The 14,055-nt window shown below is 37.5% G+C and carries 13 protein-coding genes and 3 pseudogenes; 5 read left to right on the top strand and 11 right to left on the bottom strand.

The window, feature by feature from the left end; all coding sequences use genetic code 11:
- Positions 1-5 precede the first annotated feature (5 nt).
- The 7 genes and pseudogenes from NBH14_RS12805 to NBH14_RS12775 all read right to left on the bottom strand — a co-directional run bounded on the left by NBH14_RS12805 (position 6) and on the right by NBH14_RS12775 (position 8,222).
- Positions 6-3,368, bottom strand: coding sequence for a TonB-dependent receptor (locus tag NBH14_RS12805; RefSeq protein ID WP_186959547.1), 3,363 nt, complete (start codon positions 3,366-3,368; stop codon positions 6-8).
- 199 nt (positions 3,369-3,567) lie between these two features.
- Positions 3,568-4,506, bottom strand: a complete 939-nt coding sequence (locus NBH14_RS12800) for a FecR family protein (RefSeq protein WP_186959546.1) — start codon at positions 4,504-4,506, stop codon at positions 3,568-3,570.
- A 113-nt stretch (positions 4,507-4,619) separates the two neighbouring features.
- Positions 4,620-5,183, bottom strand: a complete 564-nt coding sequence (locus NBH14_RS12795) for an RNA polymerase sigma-70 factor (RefSeq protein WP_297595213.1) — start codon at positions 5,181-5,183, stop codon at positions 4,620-4,622.
- Positions 5,184-5,403: 220 nt separating this feature from the next.
- Positions 5,404-5,595, bottom strand: a pseudogene (locus tag NBH14_RS12790) (HEPN domain-containing protein); the annotation flags it as partial.
- 145 nt (positions 5,596-5,740) lie between these two features.
- Positions 5,741-6,907: a type II toxin-antitoxin system HipA family toxin gene (locus NBH14_RS12785; protein WP_222622099.1), complete on the bottom strand. Its 1,167-nt coding sequence runs from the start codon at positions 6,905-6,907 to the stop codon at positions 5,741-5,743.
- Complete coding sequence (locus NBH14_RS12780) at positions 6,885-7,220, bottom strand: helix-turn-helix domain-containing protein (RefSeq protein ID WP_010801025.1); 336 nt, start codon at positions 7,218-7,220, stop codon at positions 6,885-6,887. The genes NBH14_RS12785 and NBH14_RS12780 overlap by 23 nt, the downstream gene beginning before the upstream one ends.
- A 108-nt stretch (positions 7,221-7,328) precedes the next feature.
- Positions 7,329-8,222 carry a HEPN domain-containing protein gene (locus NBH14_RS12775; RefSeq protein ID WP_186959544.1) on the bottom strand — a complete coding sequence of 298 codons (894 nt, stop codon included), beginning with the start codon at positions 8,220-8,222 and terminating at the stop codon, positions 7,329-7,331.
- Between the two features lie 223 nt (positions 8,223-8,445).
- Between NBH14_RS12775 and NBH14_RS12770 the strand changes: the two genes are divergently transcribed.
- The 3 genes from NBH14_RS12770 to NBH14_RS12760 all read left to right on the top strand — a co-directional run bounded on the left by NBH14_RS12770 (position 8,446) and on the right by NBH14_RS12760 (position 10,878).
- Positions 8,446-8,847 (top strand): hypothetical protein, encoded by a 402-nt coding sequence (locus NBH14_RS12770; protein ID WP_186959543.1) that lies wholly within the window; start codon positions 8,446-8,448, stop codon positions 8,845-8,847.
- 901 nt (positions 8,848-9,748) lie between these two features.
- Entirely contained in the window at positions 9,749-10,210 is a 462-nt protein-coding gene (locus tag NBH14_RS12765; RefSeq protein ID WP_186959542.1) for a nuclear transport factor 2 family protein, read from the top strand.
- Positions 10,211-10,299: 89 nt separating this feature from the next.
- Positions 10,300-10,878 carry a GNAT family N-acetyltransferase gene (locus tag NBH14_RS12760; protein WP_186959541.1) on the top strand — a complete coding sequence of 193 codons (579 nt, stop codon included), beginning with the start codon at positions 10,300-10,302 and terminating at the stop codon, positions 10,876-10,878.
- Between the two features lie 27 nt (positions 10,879-10,905).
- On the opposite strand, the gene NBH14_RS12755 is transcribed toward NBH14_RS12760, so the two are convergent.
- Positions 10,906-11,187, bottom strand: coding sequence for a hypothetical protein (locus NBH14_RS12755; RefSeq protein WP_186959540.1), 282 nt, complete (start codon positions 11,185-11,187; stop codon positions 10,906-10,908).
- Positions 11,188-11,235: 48 nt separating this feature from the next.
- Here NBH14_RS12755 and NBH14_RS12750 point away from each other — a divergent pair.
- Positions 11,236-11,535 (top strand): annotated as a pseudogene (locus NBH14_RS12750) (hypothetical protein); the annotation flags it as partial.
- Between the two features lie 68 nt (positions 11,536-11,603).
- Here NBH14_RS12750 and NBH14_RS12745 read toward each other — a convergent pair.
- The 3 genes and pseudogenes from NBH14_RS12745 to NBH14_RS12735 all read right to left on the bottom strand — a co-directional run.
- Positions 11,604-11,855: pseudogene (locus tag NBH14_RS12745) on the bottom strand (hypothetical protein); the annotation flags it as partial.
- A 29-nt stretch (positions 11,856-11,884) separates the two neighbouring features.
- Positions 11,885-12,277 (bottom strand): ASCH domain-containing protein, encoded by a 393-nt coding sequence (locus tag NBH14_RS12740; protein WP_186959539.1) that lies wholly within the window; start codon positions 12,275-12,277, stop codon positions 11,885-11,887.
- Between the two features lie 423 nt (positions 12,278-12,700).
- Positions 12,701-13,282, bottom strand: coding sequence for a Crp/Fnr family transcriptional regulator (locus tag NBH14_RS12735; protein ID WP_186959538.1), 582 nt, complete (start codon positions 13,280-13,282; stop codon positions 12,701-12,703).
- Positions 13,283-13,418: 136 nt separating this feature from the next.
- Between NBH14_RS12735 and NBH14_RS12730 the strand changes: the two genes are divergently transcribed.
- Entirely contained in the window at positions 13,419-13,988 is a 570-nt protein-coding gene (locus NBH14_RS12730; protein ID WP_010801031.1) for a Crp/Fnr family transcriptional regulator, read from the top strand.
- Positions 13,989-14,055 lie beyond the last annotated feature (67 nt).

Raw genomic sequence — 14,055 nt, 5'->3', positions numbered from 1 at the left:
GATAATTATTTAAAGGTTACATTTAAGCCAAAAGAGAACGCCTGCTGTTGATAATAGTACCGTCCGTCGCTATTACCCGCTTCCGGGTCGATTTTTTCATCCATAAACGGAGTCCATGTCCATAAATTCTGTCCTGCGAAGTAGAAACGAACTCTCGACATACCCGCTTTTTCCGTTATCTGCCCAGGTAAAGTATATCCCAACTCCAGGCTCTTCAAGCGAAGATAAGCCGCATTACGCATCCAATGGGATGAATTAACTTTATTATGATCTACAGGAGCATTATACACACGCGGATACTTGGCATTTGTGTTTTCGGGCGTCCAATGATCTTCATACTGTAGTTTAGTAGCCGATCCCTGACTTTCGAAAGGATGTGCCATCGTACCTTCGAGATATAGGTCGTTCATCGCCGCACCCTGAAACAGCATATTCAAATCAAACCCTTTCCAGGAAAGTGTCGGTGTAAATCCATAAATGATCTGAGGCGAATTTTTAGGCCGACCGATTACCGTATTATCATAGGAATCGATCACACCATCCGGCACTCCGTCCGGACCATACAGGTCGGCATATTTTATATCACCGGGTTGCACTTTGGCATCCCTGATAGACGCAATACCAGGTTTTAAACTACCATCGGCATTGAAATCATCCGTTGTATAATACCCTAATGATTTATAACCGAATTGTGTTTCGTAAGACCGCCCTGTCAGTCTTCTGTTCGGATTATTATAGGTACTGGATGTTTCATAAGTTTCCAACAATTTGTTGTGTACATAAGTAAAATTACCAGAGAGATCCAATCGCATCTTGTTGGGGAATGTATGCGTACTGGAAAGCATGATCTCGATTCCCTGATTACTCATCTTCCCACCGTTTACATCCGGAAGATCGATCCCATATTCCAGCGGCACCGTCACAGAAGGGCGCATTAACATATTGTCGCGTTTATCATAGAAGTAATCGACGGAGAAAGAAAGCAGTCCTCTCCATAAAACACCATCGAAACCCACATCAAACTTTTTAGCTCTCTCCCAGGTAATGAAAGGATTATTTTGTTTCATTTCATGTACGCCGGTCGTCGGGTCTCCAAAATAAGCGGAGTTAGAAGACGTTTCATAGCCAGACATGTATTGGAAAGGGCCGCCGGCTAGATTCCCGGACTCTCCATAAGAAACTCTTAGCTTTAACATGTCCAGATTACGGATATTATTTTTTATGAAATCCTCTTCTGATATATTCCATCCGGCGGAAACAGAAGGGAAGAAACCCCATTTTTTACCCGGAGCAAAATAATAATTGCCATCATACCGCCCGGCAGTTTCAAGCATATATCTGCTATTATATGTATATCCTATTCTGTAAAGCAGACCTACGGAGGTTTCCTTCGATGACGACCCACCGTTGGTCACTTTTCCGGCGGCCGTACTACCCTGGTCCATTTCATCTATCTCAATAGGAAAACCTGTCCGCTTGGCATCAAACCATCTTTTATCCCTTAACTGGCTTTCCACTACTCCCAGGAAAGTAATATCGTGCAGATCATTGAAACGGCGTTGATAATTAACATATCCCTGAAAGGTAAATCTCTTATCGTCTTCATCTTTTTGATACAGACTGTGATCGCCTTCCCTTGTTTCATTAAAGGTATAAGGAGTTGTCGAAAAATCAGGCGTATAAGAGAGCCTTGGTTTCCGCCATTCTTTCTTAAACAATTTATACGGGTCATAACTTACCACACCTTTGACGCTCAGTCCTTCTATAAACGGCAGTTGCTGTTCAACAGAAAGGGTTGTATAAAGTTGTGTACGTTCTTCTTTGGTGTATCCGCTGAGAGTACTACCCAAAGCAACCGGAGAACGGCCCAGATAATTACCCCATAGTCCGTTTGAATACCATATCGCTTCGGTTGCAGGCTGCCGGACTGCCGCATAGGCAATACTTCCGGCAGATTCGCCCGGAAAGTGATGGTTTGCCACATATCCGCTCAGGGAGAGTGATATATTTGTCGTTTTGGTTGCTTTTACATCCATACGGGACGAAACGTTATAACGCTTCATATCAGTACCTTTAAACATCCCTTCTTGTGAAGTATAAGCCAAAGATATATAATAGTTGACAAACTCCGAACCTCCTGAGATCTCAATATTGTGAGAAGTCATTATCGTATTGCGCTGTATGATATCCCTGATCCCGCGGCTGTTAGGATAACGATCAGGATCGGCATCGGCAGCCCCGTCGACAGTCTTCTTATACATAGCTATCTGATCATCCGAATAAGGCATGTTTGTCAGTCCGCTGTTTCTGGCACCTTCATTAAGTAAAGTAGCATATTCATACGAGTTTACCATTTCAGGGATACGGGTTGGGTTTTGGAAACCGACATATCCGTTATAAGAGAAAGTAGGTTTCCCTGTTTTTCCTTTTTTTGTAGTGATCAGGATAACGCCATTTGCGCCACCTATTCCGTAAGGGGCTACGGCTGCTGCGTCTTTCAGGATAGTGACCGATTCTATGGTAGTCGGATCGAGCTGCCCGAAATTGTCGCGGGGTATCCCGTCAATTACAACAAGTGCGCTGTTTTTTGATCCGGTAGTCCCTTTACCACGGATAAAGATATCCGGATTGTCATAACCCAACTCCCCACTACCTTGACGGGCTACAAGTCCCGGCATACGTCCTACCAGATTCTGGCTCACATTGGTCACCGGTTTAAGTGCTGTTTCTTCTCCTTTCATAGAAGCAACGGATGCGGTAAGAGATGCTTTCTTTGTGGTACCATAACCGACAATGACTACTTCATCGAGCGTTTTCAGGTCTTCTCTCAACGTAATCCGGAAATTCGTTTGAGAACCAACGGCTATTTCCTGAGAGATATAACCGATATAAGAGATCTGCAAAATATCACCAGACCCGGCATTTAAACTGAAAGAGCCATCGATATCAGTGATTGTTCCTTTAGAACTCCCTTTTACTGTTATATTAGCTCCAATAACAGACTCGCCCTTTTCATCCAGAATCGTTCCGGTGACAGTCTTTTCCCGTTGTTGGGCCACTTCCGCAGCATGCTTTTTCGAAAGAATAATATTCACTCCTTCCATAGCATAAGACAAATCGGTCTTCTCCAAAAGCCGATCCAGGACTTCGCTAACCGGCATATTTTTGGCTGTGACAGATACTGTCTGCCCCAAATCGATTTCTCTGTTGGAGATAAAAAGATAATCGGTTTGCCGTTCAATATCTTCCAATACTTCATTCAGTACGGCATGCCGTTTGTTCAGATTCACCCGCGCATTCTGAGAATGCGTATTCTCTGCAAAAGCAAAACAGGTAAATAATAACAGTAAACAAGTTGTTAATCTCATGACTCTGAATATGTGATAATTCCAGTGTTTTTTTGACAATAATATCCAAGATGAAAAAAGTTTTTTCATATCTTTGTAAGTGATTATAATTAATAAGTATGTTAATTTATGTACTTGTTAGAATCGGTAAGTGTTGGCGCATTTGCCGATTCCTTTTTTATAGGTTTCTATTTCTGCATAGGCTATTCTTTTTAGGCGATTAATAAATATAAATTATATTCGTATCTTCTTCCCGCTTATAAGTGAAACGAAAATCTTTTTGCAACACTCGCAACGCATGATCTATACCATCGGAAATCCGAAGTTTTCCCTTATATCCCAATTTCTTGGTTTTGTCATTTTTGATTATGATCTGAAGGTCATAATACTTTTCAAATAAGCGCATTATCTCAGTGAAAGACTTATCTTCCAGGATGATCAATCCATCTTTCCATCGGAAACTGTTCTGATTGGCAGCAGATACGTGCAGGACATCTCCTATTAATTCGGCAGACTCTCCCGGATTCAAATAAAGGGACTCATGCTCTTTCAACTCTTTATATAGTTTGACTTTTCCGGTAAACAGTCCGGTTTTAAAGGTTGGCTCATTTGCATAAGCCTCCACATTGAAGGTAGTGCCCAACACCTCTACATTATATTTGCCGGTTTTAACGATGAAAGACTTCTTTTCGTTTTTCGTTACCTCAAAATAGGCTTCACCATCCAGTTCGACAATTCTGTTTTCACTGGCAAACGTTGTGGGGTATTTGAAAGAGGTGTTGGAATTCAGCCAGACAAGTGTTCCGTCAGACAGTGTAACAGAAGTCCTGCTACCAGAGGGTACATAGATGCTTTGCAGCGAACTCTCCTGCTTGCCAGACTGATAAAGAGAAAAACAATAGCTACTTGCAACAAGAATAAGAATTGCTGATGCAATTTTTAATGTATTCCATATAAATGTTTTCCCTTTATTGGAAGTGGCAGAAGACGATAGCCTATTTTCATCAATAACCACAGAAGCATCAAAACGGATACGCTCCCGGATAAATTGTTTTTTATGCGCCTCATCGCTTTCCAGCCATACACGAATAGCTTCTTTTTCCCATTCGGTACATTCCCCCAGAAAATAACGGGCCAACATGTTGCTGTCTATATTCATGTCTGTTATACTATTAATACTGGTGTATCCTGCTCCTAAAGAAAATCATTCTCTCTAAGAATCAGGTTCTATAATAAGAGCAACTAAGGGTGGAAAAATCCCAAACGAAATCACTAAATATTTTGAAAAAAAATAAGGACAAGAGGCATATAGTCCTTTAAGTCTTTATATATATGGCTATTAGCTTTATTCAAATGATAGTCGATTTTTTGTAATGACACGTTCATTTCTGCGGCTATATCTTTCCGTGGTTTATTTTGCAGGCGATTTTGAATAAAGATATCACGGGTTTGCTTTGGCAGTTTTGCCAGGGAGGCAGTCAGGAGTTCCATAATATCTTTGGTGAATATATCGTCATAACCGGTATCCTCCAACGTCATAATACGGGCATTGATCTCCCATTCATGGAGTTCTACAATTTTTTGCTTATGGCTTTCTTCCACCTGAAGGTGTTTCAAATGGTTCAGACATTTATTCCGGACAGTTATCATAATATACCCCAGCACATCTGTATCTGCGGATAGTTTATCCCTATTCTCCCAATAATAAAGAAGGGCATCGTGTGTAAGATCTTCTGCGGTAGGCTGATTATTGACATAGTAATAAGCATACCGGACAAAACGCCTGTAATACATATTGTAAAACGAACCAAAATTCCAATCCGTATTTACTTCAATAGGTGTTATAATATTTCTTTCCGTGGTAATAATCTTAGATTTACAGAATTGAATTTCTTACGATTGAACAAAGTTACGGATTTATTTCAAATAAACTTGCCTATCAATACGGTTTATGATTCTTGTAAAAGCCAATCGATCGCCGGAACCACACGGATTTCTGCAGCCATTGGAAGTTGTAGCGTGTTCACTCACACTTTTATCGAAAATGTCGATGTATCTATATACCACTCTGCTCCCCATACTCCTTAATTTTCGCCTCACAAATCCGCTTCGTTATATCCCTAAGCAATTCGACTTTTGGGATAAGCGCATCGATATCCTCTTTAGTCACGACGAAGTGAGGATTGTACCGGGCATCTACATAAGCGGCTTTTAATAGTTTAAAAAGTCGTTTCTCTTCAGGAGTGTTCTAAGGGAACACAGTACTCAGATCATCGAACAAGAAAATTCAGTTCTTCCTGTTTGTCTTTGGGCAGATAAGCGATCGAGTCTTTCATTATGCTTGATTATGTACAACGTTAGAATACAAAAGTACATTATTATGTGAACAACTACTACTTATTGGATCTTTCTTTGAATCTGTCGGCAAGAATTTCTTTGCTGACCTCTTTAAGCTGACCGATAATCTCTTGCCCTCTTTTACGGGAAATACGGATACCCTCGCCCACGACAAGCATGTCTTCAATAGTTGGATTTCCGCTGCCGTTGGCAGTTGTAGCGTGTTCACCATTATAACCGCCACTACATCTTGTCAAATCGTAGGCTGGTGCCAATTCCCATTGGGCGTTCCTATAATAAAAACTGAAGTTTTTAGCATGGTCGTCTTTGTTTTCAGCCAGTATATTAAAGACCATTCTTCGGAACATTTCTTCCACCTGAACAGGGTCTTGCGTGATGACTCCGGTTAAAGCCAATAAATTCTCATAAGTCAATGCCGGATAATGGATAGATTGGTTAAGTAAAGCTCCGGCTGTTGCGGTGTGTAAACGTTGACCATCTTCTATATCAAATCGTTTTGTAGCAAAATATTTATTTTCAATAAGTTTAAAGTCAGGCACATTGATACCTGATGCACGAGCAGCTTTATTATATTGATATTCCATTTTACCCATATCTTTTGGATCATTGATATGGCGGAATTTCAATATCCAATCTCCTTCCTCATCTTTATAAAGTGATTTTGGGCGACAGCCACCTGAATTACCACTATTAAAATAAAGAACATCGACATCCTTATCCGTTTTCTCGGCAAGCACCTCGAGAGCTAAATTTTGCATATAATCTAATTCCGGTAGACCTTTTGGCTCACCGATATATAATTCAGGCACATACGATAAGGCCCCCATTCCGGAAGCGCCAACAATACTTAAACGTTGCACAGGAGTCAAGCTGGTATCATCTATCCCCTCTTTTTGCAATATTCTGTTTAAAAGATAACGCCCGTACCCGTCAGGCAGGCTGTCTTCAAAAATTCCAAAATTGCCATAGAAAGGTTCTACGGGGGCAATAAACAAACCTTCTTTCAAGTCTAATTGCCTTGGAGCAATAGAAAAACCGGATTTTAGCCATTCTTTATCATATTCAAAAGCACACCTTTGAGTTGGAGTCATAGCAAGCTCACCCACCTTTTTGTCTCCATAGAATACAGACACTTTATTTATCTGTCTGATTTTCTCCAAAGACCTTATCTTCCTGGTTTCACTCTTTTTCTTTCCTGACATTACGGCTTCCTCTTTTCCTGTTTAAATTCCTGTTTATCTCATCCAGTTCAGCCATTGTGTTGTATAATGGTTCTGACAATAATTGTTTCAAATCATTGGTATATCCCAACGCCTTTGCCAATGCAACAAAAGAAACTAAAGATATGACATGCTTCGTTTCAAATTTCGCGATTGTAGCAGCAGGAACCTTACTCAAATCTGCCAAAGCATCCCGTGAGAGGCCTTTTTCCAAACGTCTCTTCTGACAGTTTTGTGCCAGAACCTTCATTATGGCTTCTGTCTTATCTTCGTCGAATGTATATAATAAAGTCATACTATAGTAGCAATAAACGGCTTAATCAATATTATTGTATTAGTTACAAAGATAATATTTATTTCCAGTAAATACAAAAAAGGACAACTATCGAAAGTGTCGATGTATCTATATACCACTCTGCTCCCCATACTCCTTAATCTTCTCCTCACAAATCCGCTTCGTTATATCCCTAAGCAATTCGACTTTTGGGATAAGCGCATCGATATCCTCTTTAGTCACGACGAAGTGAGGATTATACCGGGCATCCACATATGCAGCTTTTAAAAGTTTAAAAAGTCGTTTCTCTTCAAGTGTGTTCTGAGGGAACACAGTACTCAGATCATCGGAATAGCGCCTGGTGGTAGAAGATAATTTGGATAGATTATGTTGTTTGTTATTTCGCAAAGTAAATGTCAATCGGATAGCATAGTAATAATTTTCACAGGATTGATGAAGAAAAAAAGATGCCTCTTTATAATCTGTCTCTTTGTCAGCCATTATTGCATACTTTAAAAAGTTATTTGCTCTCACACACTTTTCATCAAAATACTCTTGTGCCTGCTCTCTGATCTCTTCAAAGTTTAATTTCCGACGACGAGATAATTTATATCTCCCACTATCATAAAGAATAATTCCTTCCTGCTTTATTTGTGTATAGAAATACCGCCCCTCTTCAATGAACTTATTAAGCTGCTTAATATCATCGTTAATAAATTCAACTGGGGTATCGCGGTCAAAATCTTTTCCGGCAAAGAAGATATCTTCTACGTTATCCAGGATGGTTTCCGCCTTTTTGCTGTTTATTCCGCTCGTTATCACGTAAATATCATAATCTGATATTTTAACGGTAGGAATACCGCCGTCTTCAATCCGTATGCTACGGCGAACATAATTGCCCCTCGCATAACTTCCATACAGAATAATAAACTCCGTCTGAGGTAAGCGACGAAGTATCTCCGTTACAAGAAAATTCAGTTCTTCCTGTTTGTCTTTAGGTAGATAAGCGATCGAGTCTTTCATTATGCTTGATTATGTACAACGTTAAAATACAAAAGTACAAAAAAAGCAGAATTGCCTTTAGCTTTTTGATTCTAAATCATATATTTGCACAACGTTCCTGTTTTTATTTGTTTTGTTTGTTATTACAGAATGAATAAGTCTATATAATACAGGTAATTAAAATATCATAGTATTAATATAGGCTTGATTCCCCCGAATCAGGCTAAAAAAGGAACGTATTCATATGGACAATAATAATATAGTTGGGATAAAAAGCTATTACTATCTGCTACAACAAATTACTTCTTTATTAAATCTGTCATTACCAGAAATCAGACAGAAATATATAAACTATCCATATTGCTTAATAGACTATTTCGAAAAAGAGGTGGAAGAAAAATCGATCGAGATACGATTTGACCAGGAAGCATTTACGATGACTTGTCTTTTCAGCAGTGAAGGTAAATGTGAATTTGTTTATTTATTCCCTGATAAAAATGAGTATGTAAAGGGATTCATCTCTTATCTGGAGATAACCCAAAACTACGACTATTTAATGAATAGATGGGCGATACCAGGTTGTTACATTAAAGCGAAGGCAATAGCACATCTATCCAATGATATTTGCCTGATGTTTTATAATTAACCGATAGTCCCTAAACCATAAGAAGACTATAGCAAAAGCCTTTTTATACTTTCTTACAGGCACGGATTATACGGATTTGACAAATTGTTTATTTATCTAAACAATGAAATCTGTGTAATCCGCACTTGAATTATATTATTATGAAGAACTCACGAATATCAAACTGTCAATTCAACCCACCTATGGGAAAGCTGTACGGGAGAGAATCAACACCTGCTATCTTTTACGCCACTGTCAGCAACTTAAGAAATAACATATCATCTCACTTAAAGCCAACAAAGCAGCATTATGCCACCCATATCAAATAAAACAAAACAATCAACTAAATATTTATCGTATACACCACATATTGTCAATCCACTTACAACACTCACCCATCTTGTTATAGAACACAAAAAGTGTTATTCAACATGCTTTTATACTACAAAATAGCTTCGAAAGAGACCACAATCAACACTTATTAACAAAAAATTTTCCTTTAAATAAATCCCCATCTCGTTTAAAACGAAAAAAAACTCGTTTTAAACGAGATGTAAAATCCTTTTAAACGAATTGCAAAAGTCATATACCCAAAGGAGTTTGTTAAATATTGTATTCAGCACTCTTCTATAACACCAATTTGACGTAACATACAAGTTACAAAAAGGTCTATAATAAAATCTTTTTATTCAAAATAGGAGCACTATCATTTCATTTTGACAAATACTACAATTTCACTTCAAAAGTTCGTGTTGTCATCTTATCATTTCACGCAATATTCCACTTTAACACATTACTTTAAAGGATAAAATATCTGTTTTCCAAATATTTACTATCTTTGGAGATGAGTAAAAATTGTATTCTTAGAAAATACAATTGCCACAATGGAGTCTTAAATCAAATAAATCAAGGAATTTGTATTATGAAAAACTTATTTTATTACTTCTCTATCCTGATTGTATCCGCTTGCATCTGCTTAAATGGTCATTCACAGGATTTGACCCATGAGCAAAAAATCACATCTGATGTTGCAACGGTTTTCGAAAAGAGTATCAAAGCCGCAGAGAATCTTGACGCTTCAATGCTGGCAGATTGTGTAGACGATAGTTTGCAGGCCGGATTCATCATCTCCGGACAATTCTTCGGCTCTTTTGATGAAGTAATGAAGGATTTCAGGGAAAAGGCCAAAGGCTGTAAATCCCAGAAAATGAATCTATCCAATAAAAAGATCACCGTTTTAGCAGATAATACCGCATTGGTTGCCGCATCGGGAGATTATTCGCTGGCACTTGAAGACGGCCGTGTATTAACAGGCCGGTTTACATGGACTATTGTGTATTCAAAAGTAAACGGAAATTGGAAAATCATTCATTCTCACATGTAAATTCCCTGAATATTAAATAAGCAGCAGGAGAATAAAGTAGTAACTTTATCGCCAGGGAATAGTTTAGAACAAATGAAGAGAGAATACATATGATTGAATCCAAAAACATCGATAGAGCAGGTACTACTATCGGCAATATTCTGACCGACAGGTTGATTATACGGTTAGCAAACCCGGATGATGCGGAAGAAATATACGCTTACCGCTCTGACACTATTGAAAACCAATATCAGGGCTGGTTCCCCGAATCTGTGGAGGAAGTTCGTAATTATATAACCAATATGCCGGTGACTATAGATATAGCCGACATATGCTTTCAATTTGCCATTCTTACCCAGAATGAAAACCGTCTGATCGGGGATATGGGAATAATCTTCACAGGACATGAAAGAATGCAGGTAGAGGTCGGTTGTACGTTGAATAAAACTTTTCAAGGTAAAGGATATGCCACCGAAGCATTAACGGCAATGGTAAACTATTTTTTCATGACTCTAAAGAAACATCGTATTGTAGCATCTATCGATCCAAGAAACACCGCCTCTATCCGGCTTATCGAACGACTGGGATTCAAAAAAGAAGCTCATTTCAAAGAAAGTTATTTCCTTCGTGGCGAATGGGTAGACGATATAATTTATGCCATGCTCGATAAGGATTGGGGTAATAAATGAATACTTACACTTTTTCCAATGCTGCGATCATATTTTTCTTCGCTTATATGTATCTCTATATTCCCGGAGCAATTGATTGACCATAGCATCACCACCTTCAAATGTTCTCATCCGCTTCAACATGCGGGCTACACAATCATAAGCAGAGGAATGAGCTATTAAAGCCTCTTCCTCTACATAGTCATGGTAAATATCCAATATCTCTTTTTCGAAATGTGGTTTTAGATATGGCTCATACGGCTCTATCGTAGAGACAATAATACCTCCTCTTTTACCTCTTTTACAATAGGTAAACAAGCGTTTCCACATCTGGTGCTCCACCATTACATTTGCAGCAAAACAACTGAAATAAGAAAAATTCTCGAACGAGCCAAGTATTTTAAAGAAAAGCTAAAGGTATTGTTTCCGGCTGATACGCAACAAACGGAAAGGGCAGAAATAATCATTTGCCTTACGTCGTTAGTCCTGAATATTCGTCTTGCGGAACGGATGCAGCAGTTACAAGACAATGATATGAAATACCGTTATCTCCTGATGAAAGGAAAAGCGGACGGGAAAAGCCTTGATTTGCTGGAGATGAATTTTAACCGGAAACGGGATAATGTATTTATTCAAAGCGTAACAGATACGGTTATAGATTTTGAATATCGTAGCAGGTTGTCATCTTCGGGCAGCACCTTGTCGGCATTGTGCAAAGCCCGTATATCCTTACAAAGCTCGTTCACAAAGGCTTTTCCAAAATCCACCAAGTAGGCAGGTTTACCATTTTGATATACGATGTTTTTAGAGATAAACAAACCGCTAACAATTTCCATAATGTTGATAAAGTTTGTTTTGTCAGCTAAATAAAGAGGGGAAAGAGGTTGTTTATCAAGTTGCCGTTTAAACTACTCGGGATATTTAATTCGCCATTCTATAATGTGTATTTCATTATTTATTAGTCCTATTGCTTCATCAATGAGATACAAATAAGACATTTTTACTTATATTTCAGTGAGAAAGTAGTTTATTTTTGTGTTTTGGGTACAACAACAGTAAACCATTCACAAAGCAACCTTGTTTCTCCTGTGAGTTTTAACCCAATTTTCTTTAATATAGAAGAATAGTATTCTGTATGAATTCTTTTCCAATTTTCTAAACTTACATCTCCTTCTTCTATTGAAAATTCTTCTGTAATACTTTCGAATTTTACAATTTCAATTTTAGTAATTTGTATTATACAGATTTCTTTATTGCGTGAATCAAGTATAGAAGCAAATTCATTTACTTTTATTATATCTTTGTATTCATTGTAGTGATAATCATATAAAGATGAAGTCGCTGTTTTTTTTCCTGATAATACTTTCATTGCTAATTCATCAGCATTACATCCAAACTGTATTTTATGTTTTATATCCATTTTAATTGTGTTCTTAGTTGATTGATATTAAAAATCGCAGATAATCCAATCAGTATACAACCTGTATTATAGTTCATTTGCAGTTAGCAGAAGGCATTATATAATAAAGATGCAAAGTATCAATTGAACCTGCAAAAGTCACTCTTCCGTTCTTAACAATCTGGAAATCAATAGTATTTCTTCCATAATATTTATCTATTTTTAAGCGATCAGCTGTAGTACGCCATAAATATAAAGTGTCACCATTAAATTCATCTAAACAAATATAATGAAAAACATATTTGGATGAATCACGACAACTAATAATACCTATTATATTCAAGCATAACAATAAGATACTAAATAAACATTTCATTTTCATATGCATTACTTTCAATAGGTTGCAAAGTAAGGCAGAATGCAGTAAAAAAGTCTTGAAAAAATTCAAGACTTTCCTTTTAATAATATTTTTTTTCGGATATGGCTGACGGTTTCAGGAGTAACACCAATAAAAGACGCAATTTCTTTTAGAGGGACTTCTTCTTTCAAATTGGGACACCGCTGCATTAACGTTATGTACCTCTGTTCTGGAGAATCACAATATGCCTGCAGCATTCGTTTGTATGCCATTTTAAACATAGACTCTGCTACATTACGCCCCAATCTCTGTGTATCTGCGTTCATTTCTAAGAAATCAATTAATTCTTTATATGTTAGTTGATAAACTACACAATCTGTAATGGCTTGAATGCTTACAAGTGCTGGTTCTCTATGGATAAAAGAAGCATAATCACAAACAAATTCTTTCTCGAACGAAAAACAGACAATACGTTCATTTCCATCTTCATTCATGTAAGTATATCGAAATGAACCATTTTCTATCCATCCAGCAATTAGAGATGAAAAATTTTGTTGCAAGAAGTATTCCTTTTTTGTGTATTCAACTCTTTTACCTTTTTCTAAGAAAAACTCTTTGAGAATTGTGTAACTATTTAAATGCGATATTGATAAATTGACCTCTGACATAGTATTTCTTTTTGCCTGATGCACAAAGATATAAAGAATATCCTATAAAAGACTCTTTTTTAGAACAAGTGCGTACATTCCTTTTTCCTATTACTGCCTAAAAATCATATCTTTGCATATATAAGCGGATTATAATATGGTGAACTTCAATGAATACATAAATGAGATTGATTTCTCAGAATTCAAAAAGCACTTTTTAGAAAAGGGAAAGTCTATCGAGATTAAAAAGAAGGATTATTTTGTTAGACAAAATGAGCCATGTAAATATGTGGGATTTGTCGAAAGTGGCATTTTTAGATATACTCGTATTGATAATGCTGGTAACGAACCTATTGTCGGTTATAGTTTTACCGAAGATTTTGTGTGTGATTACCCATCACTGATTAAGCACATGGGGTCATTAACCAATATTCAAGCTGTTACAGATTGTTCTGTGTACGTGTTATCTATGAAAGAACTGAATGATTTTTGGGAAACAAGCATAAATACTCAACGTTTTGGTAGATTGGTAGCAGAAGAAATTTTTGTAGAAATGTATCAACGGCTACTTGGCTTTTACTGCGACACAGCAGAGCAGCGTTATGTTGCGCTACTAAAGCGCTGCACAAACCTCCCCCAGCATATTACTTTAAAAGAGATAGCCTCATTTCTTGGTGTGACACCTGAAACCGTCAGCCATATACGAAGAAAACTACGGCAAAAATGAAAGTCTTGAAGTATTTCAAGGCTTTTTTTATTCATGTTCTCCAACTTTGCACGTATTATTATTCCCT

The sequence above is a fragment of the Parabacteroides caecihominis genome, from assembly GCF_023656785.1.
In the GTDB taxonomy this organism is placed as follows: Bacteria; Bacteroidota; Bacteroidia; order Bacteroidales; family Tannerellaceae; genus Parabacteroides; species Parabacteroides segnis.
This window is presented reverse-complemented; position numbering and strand designations above follow the sequence as displayed.